The sequence below is a fragment of the Streptomyces sp. AC602_WCS936 genome, assembly GCF_019049125.1.
Taxonomy (GTDB): domain Bacteria; phylum Actinomycetota; class Actinomycetes; order Streptomycetales; family Streptomycetaceae; genus Streptomyces.
Map to the genome: position 1 here is coordinate 364,395 of NZ_JAGMUF010000066.1, position 14,749 is coordinate 379,143.

At 73.5% G+C, this 14,749-nt stretch carries 14 protein-coding genes; 9 read left to right on the forward strand and 5 right to left on the reverse strand.

Annotated elements, in window-relative coordinates; all coding sequences use genetic code 11:
• Positions 1-53: 53 nt before the first annotated feature.
• From KUM03_RS23450 to KUM03_RS23465, 4 genes are all read left to right on the forward strand, one after another.
• A complete protein-coding gene (locus tag KUM03_RS23450; protein ID WP_217251255.1) occupies positions 54-230 on the forward strand; it encodes a hypothetical protein in 177 nt (58 codons plus the stop codon).
• Entirely contained in the window at positions 217-1,587 is a 1,371-nt protein-coding gene (locus KUM03_RS23455) for an amidase (protein WP_217251256.1), read from the forward strand. Before KUM03_RS23450 ends, KUM03_RS23455 begins: the two co-directional genes overlap by 14 nt.
• A gap of 28 nt (positions 1,588-1,615) precedes the next feature.
• On the forward strand, positions 1,616-2,179 hold the full coding sequence (locus tag KUM03_RS23460; RefSeq protein WP_217251257.1) for a TetR/AcrR family transcriptional regulator: 564 nt from the start codon (positions 1,616-1,618) through the stop codon (positions 2,177-2,179).
• 106 nt (positions 2,180-2,285) lie between these two features.
• Positions 2,286-2,759, forward strand: a complete 474-nt coding sequence (locus tag KUM03_RS23465) for a hypothetical protein (protein WP_217251258.1) — start codon at positions 2,286-2,288, stop codon at positions 2,757-2,759.
• On the opposite strand, the gene KUM03_RS23470 is transcribed toward KUM03_RS23465, so the two are convergent.
• Together KUM03_RS23470 and KUM03_RS23475 are read right to left on the reverse strand one after the other, a co-directional pair.
• On the reverse strand, positions 2,741-5,155 hold the full coding sequence (locus KUM03_RS23470) for a glycoside hydrolase family 65 protein (RefSeq protein WP_217251259.1): 2,415 nt from the start codon (positions 5,153-5,155) through the stop codon (positions 2,741-2,743). The two genes, KUM03_RS23465 and KUM03_RS23470, sit on opposite strands and share 19 nt — an antisense overlap.
• Entirely contained in the window at positions 5,152-7,542 is a 2,391-nt protein-coding gene (locus KUM03_RS23475) for a phosphoketolase (RefSeq protein WP_217251260.1), read from the reverse strand. Before KUM03_RS23475 ends, KUM03_RS23470 begins: the two co-directional genes overlap by 4 nt.
• Before the next feature lie 351 nt (positions 7,543-7,893).
• Between KUM03_RS23475 and KUM03_RS23480 the strand changes: the two genes are divergently transcribed.
• Both KUM03_RS23480 and KUM03_RS23485 read left to right on the forward strand, forming a co-directional pair.
• Complete coding sequence (locus tag KUM03_RS23480) at positions 7,894-9,276, forward strand: rhodanese-like domain-containing protein (protein ID WP_217251261.1); 1,383 nt, start codon at positions 7,894-7,896, stop codon at positions 9,274-9,276.
• Positions 9,273-10,016 carry a sulfite exporter TauE/SafE family protein gene (locus tag KUM03_RS23485; RefSeq protein WP_217251262.1) on the forward strand — a complete coding sequence of 248 codons (744 nt, stop codon included), beginning with the start codon at positions 9,273-9,275 and terminating at the stop codon, positions 10,014-10,016. The genes KUM03_RS23480 and KUM03_RS23485 overlap by 4 nt, the downstream gene beginning before the upstream one ends.
• Before the next feature lie 21 nt (positions 10,017-10,037).
• On the opposite strand, the gene KUM03_RS23490 is transcribed toward KUM03_RS23485, so the two are convergent.
• Entirely contained in the window at positions 10,038-10,316 is a 279-nt protein-coding gene (locus tag KUM03_RS23490; RefSeq protein WP_003978241.1) for a metal-sensitive transcriptional regulator, read from the reverse strand.
• Between the two features lie 78 nt (positions 10,317-10,394).
• Here KUM03_RS23490 and KUM03_RS23495 point away from each other — a divergent pair, with 78 nt between their 5' ends.
• The 3 genes from KUM03_RS23495 to KUM03_RS23505 all read left to right on the forward strand — a co-directional run bounded on the left by KUM03_RS23495 (position 10,395) and on the right by KUM03_RS23505 (position 13,385).
• Complete coding sequence (locus KUM03_RS23495) at positions 10,395-10,979, forward strand: rhodanese-like domain-containing protein (protein WP_217251263.1); 585 nt, start codon at positions 10,395-10,397, stop codon at positions 10,977-10,979.
• An 83-nt stretch (positions 10,980-11,062) separates the two neighbouring features.
• Entirely contained in the window at positions 11,063-11,686 is a 624-nt protein-coding gene (locus KUM03_RS23500) for a TetR family transcriptional regulator (protein WP_217251264.1), read from the forward strand.
• A gap of 118 nt (positions 11,687-11,804) precedes the next feature.
• Positions 11,805-13,385, forward strand: coding sequence for an MDR family MFS transporter (locus KUM03_RS23505; protein WP_217251434.1), 1,581 nt, complete (start codon positions 11,805-11,807; stop codon positions 13,383-13,385).
• A 91-nt stretch (positions 13,386-13,476) separates the two neighbouring features.
• Here KUM03_RS23505 and KUM03_RS23510 read toward each other — a convergent pair whose 3' ends face one another.
• On the reverse strand, positions 13,477-13,989 hold the full coding sequence (locus KUM03_RS23510) for a GNAT family N-acetyltransferase (protein ID WP_217251265.1): 513 nt from the start codon (positions 13,987-13,989) through the stop codon (positions 13,477-13,479).
• Positions 13,990-14,175: 186 nt separating this feature from the next.
• Positions 14,176-14,703 carry a copper chaperone PCu(A)C gene (locus tag KUM03_RS23515; protein WP_217251266.1) on the reverse strand — a complete coding sequence of 176 codons (528 nt, stop codon included), beginning with the start codon at positions 14,701-14,703 and terminating at the stop codon, positions 14,176-14,178.
• Positions 14,704-14,749: the final 46 nt, after the last annotated feature.

Consider the following 14,749-nt stretch of genomic DNA (forward strand, 5'->3'; position numbering starts at 1 on the left):
CGCCTAACGCAAACAGTTCGCTTTAAGTGGTTTCAGAACAGAGGAGAGTGCCTGTGCCCATCCCCGAAGAGGACCGCCAGGCCGTGGTGACGGCCACCGCGCGGCACATTCACGACGTCGTCTCGGTACTGCGGGAGCTGGACTTCGGCGACACCCCGCCGGCCGCGGCCTTCCACGCCGCCGACGCGTCGGACACCGGGCGCGAGGAGGTACGTCGTGCGGCCGTATGAGTTGTCCCTGGCCGACGCCGCGGACGCGATCCGCACCCGGCGGCTCTCGCCGGTCGAACTGGTGGACTCGGTACTGGAGCGCGCGACGGAGGTGCAGCCGGGGCTCGGCGCGTACGTGACGCTGACGGCGGAACGGGCCCGCCGCTCGGCACGCACGGCCGAGCGGGACGTGGCCGAGGGCGGGGTGCGGGGCCCACTGCACGGCGTGCCGATGGGACTCAAGGATCTGATCGATGTCGCCGGGACCGCGACCACCGCGAGCTCGCGGGTTCGCGCCGGGCATCGCGCGCGGGCCGACAGCACGGTCGCCGCGCGGCTGGCGGCGGCCGGCGCGGTGCTGGCCGGCAAGACCCACACCCACGAGTTCGCCTACGGCCTGACCACTCCGCAGACGCGCAACGCCCGGGACCGCGGCCGGATCGCGGGCGGCTCCAGCGGCGGCTCCGCCGTCGCCGTGGCGGCGGGCGCGGCCACCTTCGCCCTCGGCACCGACACCGGGGGCTCGATCCGCGTGCCCGCCGCCCTGAACGGCGTCGTCGGCCTCAAACCGACCTACGGACTCGTCCCCCGCCACGGAGTGACGTCGCTGTCGTGGTCGCTGGACCACGTGGGGCCGATCACCCGCACCGTCGAGGACGCGGCCCTGGTCCTGGCCGCGGTGGCGGGCCACGATCCGCGCGATCCCGCCTCGACGCCCGCCCCGGCGGCGGACCACCGGCCGACCGCGTGGACGGAGGACCTGACCGGCCTGCGCGTCGGCGTGCCCCGCACCTACTACTTCGACCACGTCGACCCGGAGGTCGAGACCGCCGTCCGGGGCGCCGTCGCGCGGCTGGCGGAGCTCGGCGCGCGCCTCGTCGACGTGGAGATTCCCATGGCGCGCTACGTGCAGGCGGTCCAGTGGGGCCTGATGGTGCCCGAGGCCACCGCCTACCACGAGCGGACCCTGCGCACCGCCGCCGACCTGTACGACGACGACGTACGCGTGCTGCTGGAGGCCGGCGAGCTGATGTCCGCCGGGGACCACCTGCGGGCCCAGCGCGCGCGGACACTGATGCGGCGGGAGTGGGCGCGCCTGCTCCGGCAGGTCGACGTGGTCGTCGCGCCGACCGTGCCGGTCACCGCGGTACCGGCCGGGCAGTCCTCCGTCACCTGGTCCGACGGCACGGTGGAGAGCGTCTCGGACGCCTACGTCCGCCTCTCCGCGCCGGCCAACATCACCGGCGTCCCGGCGCTGACCGTGCCGGTGGGCGCCGACCGGGCGGGCATGCCCGTCGGCATGCAGGTGCTCGGGCGCCCGTTCGACGAGGCCACCGTGGTGCGCGTGGGCCACGCCTACGAACGGAGCGCCACTTGACGCAATCGCTTTGCTTTAAGCTGTCGGTATGAGTCCCAGACCGATGGCCCGCCCCGGCGGGCGCAGCGCCCGGGTCCAGGAATCGGTGCACACCGCCGTACGCGAGCTCACCGCCGAGGTGGGGCGCGACGCGCTGACGGTGCCGCTGGTCGCGTCCCGCGCCGGGGTCACCCCGTCGACGGTGTACCGCCGCTGGGGGGACCTCCAGGAACTGCTGTCGGACGTGGCCGTCGAACGGCTGCGCCCCGACGACGGCCCCGAGGACCACGGCGGCCTGCGCGCCGACCTGACGGCCTGGGCCGAGCAGTTCCTCGACGAGATGGCCTCTCCCCCGGGCCGCGCCTACATCCGCGACGCCCTGCTGGGCGATCCGGACGGCGGCAACGCGGGCCGGTGCTCGGCCTACGCCGCCGAGCAGATCGACGTCGTCCTCGCCCGCGCGGCCGGCCGCGGGGAGGCGGTGCCCGACACGGAGGCGGTCATGGACGGCGTCGTCGCGCCCGTCATGTACCGCATCCTGTTCCGTCCCGGCGGCCTCGACGCCGGGTACGCGCGCCGCCTGGTGGACGGGCTGCTGGACACCCCGGGGTAGCCCCGGGCACTGCTCCGTACGAGTGGTGCGTTCGTGGAGTCAGTCGTACGGTCAGGTACGGGGAACGGAGCGGAGACAAGCGACCCCGAGACGGCCGGGAGCAGACATGGGCAGAAACCCGATGAGGGCAGCGATCACCCTCTGTGCCGCCGCCGCGCTCGCCGTGCCCATGGGCACGGCCTTCGCGGCACCGTCGGCGCAGCACACGACCACGGCCCAGGCGGAGCACGGCCGGTACACGCAGGACCCGGTGCTGGTCGACTGCGCCTTCCAGCCCCAGGTACGGCCGGAAACGTTCATCCTCGCCTGCGGGGACGGCAACAGCCGGCTGGTCTCCATGCACTGGATGCGCTGGGACGGGAACGCCGCGGTGGGCCGGGGCACCAACGTCGTCAACGACTGCGACCCCTACTGCGCCGCGGGCACCTTCCGCCCGTACCCCGTGATCGTCCGGCTCGACCAGCCGCAGGCGTCGCAGACGGACCCGGGCGAGCGGCACTACACCCGGATGACCCTCACCTACACCGACGGCAGGCCGGACGGCTACCCGCGCACGGTCACCTACCCCCTGTCGGGCTGACGGGCCCCGCTGTCCCGGCGGTCACTCCGGAGCGCCAGCCGGCAGGTGTCGCCGGGCGCGAGCCGCACCTCGCGGTCCGGCAGCCGGATGTCGATGGGCAGCGGGCCCAAGGCAGGCACGGCGATCTCCAGCCGGCCGTGCTCCAGCCGGAACCGCACGCCCCAGTGGCCCTGGTAGCGGACGGAGAACCCGTACGACGACAACTCCGGCAGCGGCACCGGGTCCAGCCACAGGGCGCCGGAGCGGGTCTCCAGTCCGGTCAGGCCCCGCTGCACCAGGTCGAGGGTGCCCGCCATGGCACCGAGGTGGATGCCCTCGCCGGTGGTGCCGCCCTGGAGGTCGGCGACGTCGCCCTTGAGCGCCTCCTGGCAGTAGGTCCAGGCCTCGGCGCGGCGGGCCCGGGCGAGGATCCAGCCGTGCACCAGGCCGCTGAGGGTGGAGCCGTGGCTGGTGCGGGCCAGGTAGTAGTCGACGGTGCGCTGCCAGGTCTCCTCGTCCAGGCGGTACCCCAGCCGGTCGAAGAGCGAGCGCAGTTCGGCCGGGGAGAACAGGTAGCCCAGCATCAGCACGTCGGCCTGCTTTGACGCCTGGTAGTTGTTCGGGCTGTCGCCCTCGGCCTCCAGGACGCGGTCCAGGCGCCGGATGTCGCCGTACCGCTCCCGGTAGCCCGCCCAGTCGAGTTCGGCGAGGTCGCCGTACCCCTCGAACTGGCTGACGACACCCTGGTGGAAGGGGACGTGGAGGGTGCGGGAGACGCTCTCCCACTGTTCGAGTTCGGCGTCGTCCAGGGCGGTGCGCTCGACGAGTTCGCGGCGGCGGGGCTCGGGCAGGTCGCGCAGGACCTCCAGGGTGCGGGCCAGGACCCAGGCCGCGGTGACGTTGGTGTACGCGTTGTCGTCGAGGCCCGGTCGTTCGGCCCCCGGGTACGCCTCGTGGTACTCGTCGGGGCCGACGACGCCCCGGATGCGGTGCCGGCCCAGCTGGACGTCCCAGGTGGCGGAGTCCGCCCAGAAGCGGGCGATCTGCAGCAGCATCTCGGCGCCCTTGGTGTGCAGGAACTCGGCGTCGCCGCTCGCCTCGCAGTACTGCCACACGTTGTACGCGATCGCCGATCCCACGTGGTGCTGCAGGTGCGAGTGGTCCGGCAGCCAGCGGCCCGAGTGCGGGTTGAGGTGGAGCTGCTGGGTTTCCTCGCGCCCGTCGCTGCCGCTCTGCCACGGGTACAGCGCGCCGCGCCGGCCGGTGGCGCGGGCCGCGGCGCGGGCCCGTTCCAGCCGGCGGTGCCGGTAGTGCAGCAGGGCCCGGGACACCTCCGGGAAGTGCAGGTTGAGGTAGGGCAGGACGAACAGTTCGTCCCAGAAGACGTGGCCTCGGTAGGCCTCCCCGTGCAGCCCGCGCGCCGGTACGCCGACGTCCAGGTCGGCGGTGTGCGGGGAGAGGGTCTGCAGTACGTGGAAGAGGTGCAGGCGCAGGATGCTGCCCGCCTCGCCGGGCACGTCGAGTTCGGCCCGGCGCCACAGCTGGCCCCAGGCCGTGCGGTGGGTCCGCAGCAGGTCGTCGAAGCCGGGGGCGTCGGTCACCCGGTCGACGGCGGCCTGCAGGGGGTCGCTGATCGCCGGGTCGCGCGAGGTGTGCAGGGCGACGACCTTGTCGACGGTGACGGTACGGCCCGGCCGGACGCGCGCGGTCGCGCGCTGGGTGACCCTCAGGTGCTCGCGGGCCGGCGTGACGGGCACGCCGGCCGTCGTGCGGGCCGCGAGACCGATCCGGATGTCCGAGGTGCGGGTGCGGCAGCGCAGCCAGACCGTGGCGTCGTCGGTGACGCCGGTGTGCACGTGGGTCAGGTGACGGCCGTCGAGCTTCCGGTAGCGCGGTACACCGGAGTTGGTGACGCCGCCGTCGAGGGCCGCCTCCACCTCCAGGTCCACCTCGCCGGCGTCCACCGTGAACTCCGTGCGCAGCGCGGCGAGGTGCGGGTCGGCCATGTGCGCCAGGCGCAGCTGACGCACGGTCAGCACGCGTCCTTCGCCGATCCCGAAGTGGGTGCGGCGCTCCAGCACGCCCGAGTCCAGGTGCACGGTCTGCCGGTGGTCGAGCACCTCGGCGGTGTCCGGCGTGATCCACTCCCCTCCGGCGGTCCGGAAGCGCAGCGGCAGCCAGTTCGGGAGGTTGACCATGTCCTCGTTCTCGACGTCGCGTCCCGCGACGGTGGAGGTGAGCCGGTTGTAGCAGCCGGCCACGTAGGTGCCCGGGTAGTGCACGTCGTCCGCGGCGCACTCGGGCAGCGCGCCGCGGGTGGCGAGGTAGCCGTTGCCGAGCGTGCACAGCGACTCGCGCAGCCGCTCCTCGGCCGGGTCGTAGTGGTCGTAGTCCCAGGTCGAGGGGGTCGCGGTCACCGTGTGCCCGCCCAGGTCCAGTCGGCGACCTCGGGCAGGTCCACTCCGTGTTCGCGGATCCAGTCGTGGTGGCGCAGCCTGGCGTCCTCCATCCGCTGCCGCACGGCCGCCGCCCGCACGGCGAGGCCGGGGACGCGGTCGATGACGTCCATGACGAGGCGGTAGCGGTCCAGGTCGTTGCCGACCACCATGTCGAAGGGCGTGGTGGTGGTGCCGATCTCCTTGTAGCCGCGCACGTGCAGGTGGGCGTGGCCGGTGCGCCGGTAGGCGAGGCGGTGGATCAGCCAGGGATAGCCGTGGTACGCGAAGATGACCGGCTTGTCGGCGGTGAACAGTCCGTCGTACTCGAAGTCGCTCATGCCGTGCGGATGTTCGCCGCTGGGCAGCAGCCGGGCGATGTCCACCACGTTGACGACGCGTACGGCGAGGTCCGGCAGGTGACGGCGGACGAGCTGGGCGGCGGCGAGCACCTCCTGGGTGGGGACGTCGCCCGCGCAGGCGAGCACCACGTCGGGTTCGCGGCTGCCGTCCTCGGTGCCGGCCCAGTCCCAGATGCCGGCGCCGCGCGCGCAGTGCACCCGGGCCTCCTCGATGGAGAGCCAGTCGAAGCAGGGCTGCTTGCCGGCGACGATCACGTTGACGTAGTCGCGGCTGCGCAGGGCGTGGTCGGCGACGGAGAGCAGGGTGTTGGCGTCCGGCGGGAGGTAGACCCGTACGGCTTCGGGGCTCTTGTTGAGGATGTGGTCGACGAAGCCGGGGTCCTGATGGGAGAAGCCGTTGTGGTCCTGGCGCCACACGTGGGAGGTCAGCAGGTAGTTGAGGGAGGCGATGGGGGCGCGCCAGGGCAGGCGGCGGGTCACGCGCAGCCATTTGACGTGTTGGTTGACCATCGAGTCGACGATGTGGACGAACGCCTCGTAGCAGGAGAAGAGTCCGTGCCGGCCGGTGAGGAGGTAGCCCTCCAGCCAGCCCTGGCAGGTGTGTTCGGACAGGATCTCCATGACCCGGCCGTGCCGGTCGAGGTCCTCGTCGACGGGCAGGGTGCGTTCCTGCCAGGCCTTGCCGCTGGCGTCGTAGACGGCCTGGAGTCGGTTGGAGGCGGTCTCGTCGGGGCCGACGAGGCGGAAGTCGCGCCGCTGGGCGGTGGCGGCCATGACGTCGCGGAGCAGGTCGCCGAGGACCCGGGTGGGTTCGTGCGTGCTCGCGCCGGGCTTGTCGACGGGGACGGCGTACTTCTCCAGCGGGGGCATGGGCAGCTCGCGCAGGAGGAGACCGCCGTTGGCGAAGGGGGTGGCGCCGAGGCGGCGCGGACCCTCGGGGACGGCGGCGAGGACGGCGGGGCGGGGCGCTCCGGTGTCGTCGAACAGTTCCTCGGGCCGGTAGGAGCGCAGCCACTGCTCCAGTTGCCGCAGGTGTTCTGGGTTGGTGCGCACGGCGGACAGGGGGACCTGGTGGGCGCGCCAGGTGTTCTCCACGGGCAGGCCGTCGACCTCGGCCGGGCCGGTCCAGCCCTTCGGGGTGCGCAGGACGATCATGGGCCAGCGGGGGCGGTCCGTGGCGCCGTCCTCGCGGGCGGCGCGCTGGACGGCGGCAATGCGGTCGAGGGCGGTGTCCATGGCGTGGGCCATGGCGCGGTGGACGGCGGCCGGGTCGTCGCCGGTGACGTGGATCGGGTCGTGGCCGTAGCCGCGCAGGAGGTCGTCGAGCTCGGCCTCGGGGAGGCGGGCGAGGACCGTCGGGTTGGCGATCTTGTAGCCGTTGAGGTGCAGGATCGGCAGGACCGCGCCGTCGCCCGCCGGGTCGAGGAACTTGTTGGAGTGCCAGGACGTCGCCAGCGGGCCCGTCTCCGCCTCGCCGTCGCCGATCACACAGGCGACCACCAGTCCGGGGTGGTCGAAGGCGGCGCCGTAGGCGTGCGAGAGCGCGTAGCCCAGCTCGCCGCCCTCGTGGATGGAGCCCGGCGTCTCGGGCGCGACGTGGCTCGGTACGCCGCCGGGGAAGGAGAACTGCTTGAAGAGGCGGGCCATTCCGGTCGCGTCCCGGGTGATGTCCGGATACGTCTCGGTGTAGGAGCCCTCCAGCCACGCGTTGGCCAGGACGGCGGGCCCTCCGTGCCCGGGGCCCCAGACGCACAGGGCGTCGAGGTCGCGGGCCTTGATCACCCGGTTGAGGTGGGTGTGGACCAGGTTGAGGCCGGGTGAGGTGCCCCAGTGGCCGAGCAGGCGCGGCTTGACGTGCTCGGGGCGCAGCGGCTCGGTGAGCAAGGGGTTGGCCATGAGGTAGATCTGGCCGACGGAGAGGTAGTTCGCGGCGCGCCAGTGGGCGTCCAGTCCGGCGAGCTCCTCGTCCGTGAGCCCAAAGGGCGCCTGCTGCGTGTCGGCGGACATCGGGAGTCCTTTCCGTGTCGGGACAGCGGTCGGGCCGCGCGGGCACGGGGTGCCCGTGCACATCCCAACCCTGCGCGAGCCGGTCGGGTACCCGACAGGACCGTTCGGGTCACGCCGGTGTCCGGACCGGGACGGGCACGGAATGGCACGGCCGCCACCGGCGCCGACCCCGGTGCCGACCGTGCTGAAGCACCGAGTACCCCAACTTTCGGGGGACACGCAGGAGTTGCACGAGGCCCGTACCGCCCCTGTACGGGTCCTGCACCGACCTCACCCGCTTCGATACCCCCCTGGGTATATCTGTTACGGTGGGAACCGGATACCCCGGGGGGTAATCGGAAGGAGAGTGCCGTGTTCTTTGTCGACGTCCTGGAGACCGAGGGGCTGGGCAACCGCAGCCACCTGGCGGGCGGTGCCCGCTCGGCCGTGGTCGTGGACCCGCCGCGGGACATCGACCGGGTCATCGCCGAGGCCGCGCGGCGCGGGGTGCGGATCACCGCCGTCGCCGAGACGCACGTCCACAACGACTACGTAACCGGTGGCCTGGAGCTGGCCCGCCTCACCGGCGCCCGCTACCTGGTGCCGGCCGGGGCCGAGGTGGCGTACGCGCGCGTGGCGGTGGCCGACGGGGACGTGGAGCCGGTCGACGAGGGCCTGGAGCTGCGCGCGGTGGCCACGCCCGGTCACACCCCGCACCACACCTCGTACGTCCTTCAGGAGTCGGGCCGGGCGGTGGCCGCCTTCACCGGCGGCTCCCTGCTGATCGGCAGCGTGGGCCGGCCCGACCTGGTGGAGCCGCGGCTGACCGAGGAGCTGGCCCGCGCCCAGCACGCCTCCGCCCACCGCCTCGCCGACCAGCTGGACGACGAGGTGGCCGTGCTGCCGACGCACGGATTCGGCAGCTTCTGCTCCTCCGCCCCGGCGGGCGGCGAGCACAGCACCATAGGTGCCGAGAAGGCGGCCAATCCGGCGCTCGTGCAGGACGTGGAGGTCTTCGTCGCCCAACTGCTGGCCGGCCTGGACGACGTGCCCGCCTATTACGCCCACATGGGTCCGGTCAACACGGACGGCCCCGCCCCCGTGGACCTGACCGAGCCCCGCCGCGCCGACGCCGACGAGATCGCCCGGCGGCTGGCCGCCGGTGAGTGGGTCGTGGACCTGCGCGGCCGGGTGGCCTTCGCCGCGGGGCACGTGGCCGGGGCGTTCAACTTCGAGGTCGACGGACAGCTCGCGACGTATCTGGCGTGGATGATCCCGTGGGGCAAGCCGGTGACGCTGCTCGCGGGGAGCGCCGCGGACGTCGCCCGCGCCCAGCGGGAGCTGGCCCGGGTGGGCATCGACCGGCCGGCCGCGGCGGCGGTCGGCTCCCCGGCCGACTGGGTCCCGGACGGCGCCCGGCCGGCCTCGTTCCGGCGGGCCACGTTCGCCGAGCTGGCCACGGCGCGCCACGAGGGCGCGGACGTGGTGGTCCTCGACGTACGCCGGGACAGCGAGCGTGCGAACGGCTGGGTCGAGGGCAGCGTGCACGTCCCCGTCCACGAGGTGCACCGCCGGCTGGACGAGGTGCCGCCGGGCACGGTGTGGGTGCACTGCGCGGGCGGTATGCGCGCGGCCGTCGCCGCGTCCGTGCTGGACGCCGCCGGCCGTGAGGTGGTCGCCATCGACGACGGCTTCGCGGCGGCGGCGGACGCCGGTCTCCCGCTGGTCACGCCGTCGGGCGGCCGGGCCGTATGACCGCGCTCGTCCTCGCCCTCACGGCCGGTGCCGTGGCCGGCGTCGCCCTGGGCGCGCTGGGGGCGGGCGGCAGCATCCTCGCCGTCCCCGCGCTGATCTACCTGCTCGGTTTCACCCCGGCCGCGGCGACCACCGCGAGCCTGGTCGTCGTGATCGTCTCGTCGGTCACCGCACTGGTCGCCCACGCCCGGGCCGGCGCGGTGCGGTGGCGGGCCGGGCTGGTGTTCGCGGCGGCGGGTCTGCTGCCCGCCGCGGCGGCCGGCGCGCTGTCCGCGCGGGTCCCCGAGACGGTGCTGACGCTGCTGTTCGCCGCGCTGGCCGCGCTGGCCGGGGTGCACATGCTGCGCCGCCGCGCACCCCGCGAGGGCGGCCCCGCCTCGGGCGTCCGGGCGGCCGGGGCGGGGGCCGGGCTGGGCGCGGTGACCGGGTTCCTCGGCGTCGGCGGCGGTTTCCTCGCGGTCCCCGCGCTGGTGACGGTGCTGGCCGTGCCGATGGGCGCCGCGGTGGGCACAAGTCTCCTGGTCGTGACGGCCAACGCGCTGGTGGCCCTCGCGGCCCGGGCGTACACCGCCGTCCACCTGGACCTCACGCTGCTCCTGCCGTTCCTGGCCACCGCCGTCCTCGGCGCGTGGGACGGCAGGCGGCTGGCGGCCAAGGTGTCCGCTGGGACGCTGCGGCGCGTGTTCGGCGCCGTGCTGCTCGCCGTCGCCGTGGCGATGGGCGCCACGGCGGCGCTGTGACCGGCCGCCGAGCCGCGCCGGTCAGGCCAGGGAGAGGAAGAGCTTCTCCAGGCGGGCCCGCATCTGGGCCGAGTCACGCACCTCGGGGTCGTCACTGGTCATGCACTGCTGGAGCCCCGTCGCGATGATCGAGAAACCGGCCCGGTCCAGGGCCCGGGAGACGGCGGCGAGCTGGGTGACCACGTCCTCGCAGTCGCGCCCCTCCTCGATCATCCGGATGACTCCCGCCAGCTGCCCCTGGGCGCGCCGCAGCCGGTTGAGCGCCGACTTCAGCTCGTCGGCCGACATGTCGAGTTCCACGCTTCCTCCTCCACCGGGCCCCACATACCCCCACGGGTATCCTACCCCGGGGCCGCACACAACGAGAAAGGTCCTTCCATGACCACCCGCACCGCACCGGCCGCCACGCTGACCCCGCAGGAGGCAGTGGACCGCCTGGGCGAGTTCACCGTCGTCGACGTCCGCTCCCCCGGCGAGTACGCCGGCGGCCACCTGCCCGGCGCGCACAACGTCCCGCTCGACCGGCTGGACGAGGCCGTCGCCGCGCTCGGGGCGGCCGCCGCGAGCGGACCGCTGCTGCTCGTGTGCGCCTCCGGGAACCGGTCCGCGCAGGGCTGCGCCCGGCTGACGGCGCGGGGCGTCGAGGCGACCACCCTCGAAGGCGGCACGAGCGCCTGGGCCGCGGCGGGCCACCCGGTCGAGCGCCAGGCCGGCTCGCGCACGCCGTGGGCGATGGACCGGCAGGTCCGCTTCGCCGCCGGCTCGCTGGTCGCCCTGGGCTTCCTGGCGGGCCGCGCCTGGCGTCCCGCGCACTGGATGTCCGGCGCCGTCGGCGCGGGCCTGGTGTTCTCCGGGGTGACCGGCACCTGCGGGATGGCGGCGGTGCTGGCCCGGCTGCCGCACAACCGGGCCGCCGGGAGCGCCGTCCCGTTCGAGGAGACGCTGGCGCGCCTGACCGGCTGAGCCGGGCCACGTCACGGCGGCGGGCGCCACCCTTCAAAGGGTCGGTGCCCGCCAATTTTGCATGACGTGCATCTTTGCATACCATGCAACTTATGACGGAGAAGGGTGCCGCGGGGGGCGGTCTGCGGGAGCGGAAGAAGCGGGCCACGCGTGCCGCTCTCGCCGAGGCCGCGGTACGGCTCGCCGCCGAGCACGGGGCGGAGAAGGTCACCGTGGAGGCGATCAGCGCCGCGGCCGGGGTCTCGGTACGCACCTTCTTCAACTACTTCGACACGCGCGACGACGCCTTCGTCGTCATCGACGCCGACTCGGGCGCCCGCATGCGGCGCGCCGTGGTCGAGGCACCGCCCGGCCTCCCCCCGCTGGAAGTGCTGCGCGCGGCCATGGCGGCGGAGCTCGCCGAGGCGGAGCAGCAGCACGAACTGTGGCGGCTGCACGCCGAGGTGCTGCACGCCTCACCGCACCTCCTGGCGAGGGGCGTCGGCGCGCACATGGCGGCCGAGGCGGAGCTGGCCGAAGCCATCGCCGAACGCCTCGGCGACGCCGGCGGCGGCCTCTATCCGCGGCTGCTGGCCGCGGTGGCCGGCACCGCGGTGCGGACCAGCATGGACCACTGGTCGGCCCACCAGGACGAAGCCGCCTTCCTCGACGTCTTCCACGAGGTGTTCTCCCTCCTGGCCGCCGGTCTTCCGGCCCCTCCCGCGTAACCGCCTCCGCACCACTTCCGCCGCCGCCGCGCCGGACGCCGGCGCGACTCGTCAGACCACCACCGAAAGAGATGCCGTGACCGCAGCTCAGGCGCCCGCCGACGCGCCTCCCACCGCCATGAACCAACGGCAGATACTCCAGGCCATGTCCGGCCTGATGGCCGGCATGTTCGTCGCCATCCTCGCGGGCACCGTCGTGTCCAACGCGCTGCCGACGATCATCGCCGACCTGGGTGCCAGCCAGTCCTCCTACACCTGGGTCGTCACCGCCGAACTCCTGGCGATGACCGCGACCGTGCCCCTGTGGGGCAAGCTGTCCGACCTCTTCAACAAGAAGCTGCTGCTCCAGCTGTCGCTGCTGATGTTCGTGATCGGCTCGCTGCTCGCGGGCTTCTCGCACGACACGACGCTGCTGATCTTCAGCCGGGTCGTGCAGGGCATCGGCGCGGGTGGTCTGACCGCGCTCGCGCAGGTCGTCATGGCCGCCGTCATCCCGCCCCGGGAACTGGGCAAGTACTCGGGCATCTTCGGTGCCGTCTTCGCCGTCGGCACCGTGGCCGGGCCGCTGATCGGCGGTGTGCTGGTGGACACCGACTGGCTGGGCTGGCGCTGGTGCTTCTTCATCGGCGTGCCGTTCGCGCTGCTGGCCATCTTCCTGCTCCAGCGCACGCTGAAGCTGCCCACCGTCAAGCGCCAGGTGAAGATCGACTGGCTCGGCGCCTTCCTGATCGTCGCCGGTGTCTGCGCGCTGCTCATCTGGGTCTCCCTGGCGGGCAACCAGTTCGACTGGGCGTCCTGGCAGACCGCCGCGCTCGTCGTCGGCGGCGTGGTCCTGCTGGGCCTGGCCGTCCTCGTCGAGGCCCGCACCGACGAGCCGGTGATCCCGCTCGACATCTTCAGGAACCGCACGGTCACCCTGACCACGGTCGCCAGCCTCCTGGTCGGCGTCGCGATGTTCGGCGGAACCGTCTTCCTCTCCCAGTACTTCCAGGTCTCCCTGGGCAAGTCGCCGACCGTCGCCGGTCTGATGAGCCTGCCGATGATCCTGGGTCTGCTGGTGTCCTCCACCGTCGCCGGACAGCTCATCAGCCGGACCGGCAAGTGGAAGGGCTACCTGGTGGCGGGCGCGGTCATCATGACCGCCGGCCTGGCGCTGCTCTCGCTGATCGACGCCGAGACCCACTTCGGGCTGCTCAGCCTCTACATGGCCGTCCTCGGTATCGGCGTCGGCATGCTGATGCAGAACCTGGTGCTCGCGGCGCAGAACGACGTCCCCGCGGCCGAACTGGGCGCCGCGACCTCCGTGCTGTCCTTCTTCCGCAGCATGGGCGGCACGATCGGCACCAGCGTGCTCGGCGCGATCCTCGCCAACCGGGTCGCGACCGAGATGACCAAGGGCCTGGAGAAGGCGGGCGCCACCGGCGCCGCCGAGGGCGGCTCGGGCGGCGGTCACGGGGCCGTCCCGGACATGAGCGCGCTGCCCGCCCCGATGCGGGAGATCGTGCAGCACGCCTACGGCGTCGCCACCGCCGACCTGTTCCTCGTCGCCACCCCGTTCGCGCTGCTGGCGCTGGTCGCCGTGGTCTTCATCAAGGAGAAGCCGCTGAAGACCACCAGCGGCATGGAGCGCCTCGCCGAGGAGGCCGGCGAGTCCGCCGCCGCCCCGGCCGACAAGGGCCCCGCGGCGCCCGTCGCCTGAGGCGCCCGGCACACATGACAGCGGGGCCGCCCGTCCGATCCGGACGGGCGGCCCCGCTGTCATGTACGGCGGCGGGCCGGAGCGCCCTCGGTCAGATGCCGAAGGGAGCCGCGTAGCGGACGGTGCCGGCCGGCAGCGGGTGGGCGGCGTCCAGGGTGAGGGCCATGAGGGCCTCGTCGGGGACGTCGATGGTCAGGCCGATGCCGTGGGCGGAGGCTCGGCCGAAGCCGAACCGGGGGTAGTACTCCGGGTGTCCGAGCACGACGACGTGGTGCTCGCCGAGGCGTCCGGCCGCGGCGAGTGCCGCACGGACAGCCGCGGCGCCGGCGCCGGTGCGCTGGTGGCCGGGGAGCACGGCGACGGGTGCCAGGCAGAGCGCCGGGCTGTCCCCGATGTGGCACCGGGTCAGCAGCGCGTGGCCCACGGGGCGGTCGTCGTCGTCCACCGCGACGAGGGACAGGCCGTCGATCCAGGCCCCCGGGTCGGCGCGCAGCGCGTCGACGAGGGCGGCCTCTTCCGGCGTGGGGAAGGCGGCACGGACGATGTCACGGACGGCGGGGATGTCGGCGCCGGTCTCGGCGCGGGTGTTCCAGGTGTGCGACATGACTGGGTGAGGATCCGTTCCTGGTTGCGTTCGGCTGGCTCAGGACGTGGCCCGGGTCGCGAGGGAGACCCGGGCGCCGCGAAGCGCGGCTTCGAGCGCGGTCATCGACCTCACCTCCCCGTCGTCCCGATTCATGGGCTCGTCGAACGCGAACGGCCGCAGTCTACCCGTGCGGCACCGGCGAGGTCACCCGCTGGGCGTGGGACTGGTGTCGTAGACGGGGATCTGCGACTGGATGTTGAAGGTGACGGACCCGGCCTTCTCGAAGTTCAGGGTGATCTTCATGAAGTCGCCGCCGCGGACCACCTTGCGCACGTCCCGCAGCAGCAGATGGCTCTTGCCCGGCTCCAGTTGCTGGAGCTGGTTCGGTGGGAGCTCCACCCCGTCCGGCAGGGGCTTGCCGTCGGCGTTCACGATGTCCACCGACTCGGCGTTGGAGCTGCTCGCGCCCACCAGCCGGTCGGCCTTGTCCCCCTCGTTCACGAGCCAGACGTACGCCGGGACGTCGTCACCGACCTGCCAGGGCTCACCCTTCGGCTCGGCCACGTGGGCGTAGCGGATCAGGACGTCGCCGACGCTCGCGTTCTGGCCGGGCGCGTGCCAGTCCTGCAGCTCGAAACTGTCGTCCCCGCCGCAGCCGGTCAGGGCCAGGGCCGCCGCGGCCACAACGGCGGCGGCTGCGGTTCGGGCGGTTCTCCCACGGGTGAGCACCATGGCACCTCCAGTACGGCGGTCGGCATCCGCACCCGGGTTGCCCGTG

What these genes read in the sequence shown, in the direction of transcription:
- KUM03_RS23460 (WP_217251257.1), top strand. Translation starts at nt 1,616, where the DNA reads ATGAGTCCCAGACCGATGGCCCGCCCCGGCGGGCGCAGCGCCCGGGTC.
- KUM03_RS23465 (WP_217251258.1), top strand. Translation starts at nt 2,286, where the DNA reads ATGGGCAGAAACCCGATGAGGGCAGCGATCACCCTCTGTGCCGCCGCC.
- KUM03_RS23475 (WP_217251260.1), bottom strand. Translation starts at nt 7,542, where the DNA reads ATGTCCGCCGACACGCAGCAGGCGCCCTTTGGGCTCACGGACGAGGAG.
- KUM03_RS23485 (WP_217251262.1), top strand. Translation starts at nt 9,273, where the DNA reads ATGACCGCGCTCGTCCTCGCCCTCACGGCCGGTGCCGTGGCCGGCGTC.
- KUM03_RS23495 (WP_217251263.1), top strand. Translation starts at nt 10,395, where the DNA reads ATGACCACCCGCACCGCACCGGCCGCCACGCTGACCCCGCAGGAGGCA.
- KUM03_RS23500 (WP_217251264.1), top strand. Translation starts at nt 11,063, where the DNA reads ATGCAACTTATGACGGAGAAGGGTGCCGCGGGGGGCGGTCTGCGGGAG.
- KUM03_RS23505 (WP_217251434.1), top strand. Translation starts at nt 11,805, where the DNA reads ATGAACCAACGGCAGATACTCCAGGCCATGTCCGGCCTGATGGCCGGC.
- KUM03_RS23510 (WP_217251265.1), bottom strand. Translation starts at nt 13,989, where the DNA reads ATGTCGCACACCTGGAACACCCGCGCCGAGACCGGCGCCGACATCCCC.
- KUM03_RS23515 (WP_217251266.1), bottom strand. Translation starts at nt 14,703, where the DNA reads ATGGTGCTCACCCGTGGGAGAACCGCCCGAACCGCAGCCGCCGCCGTT.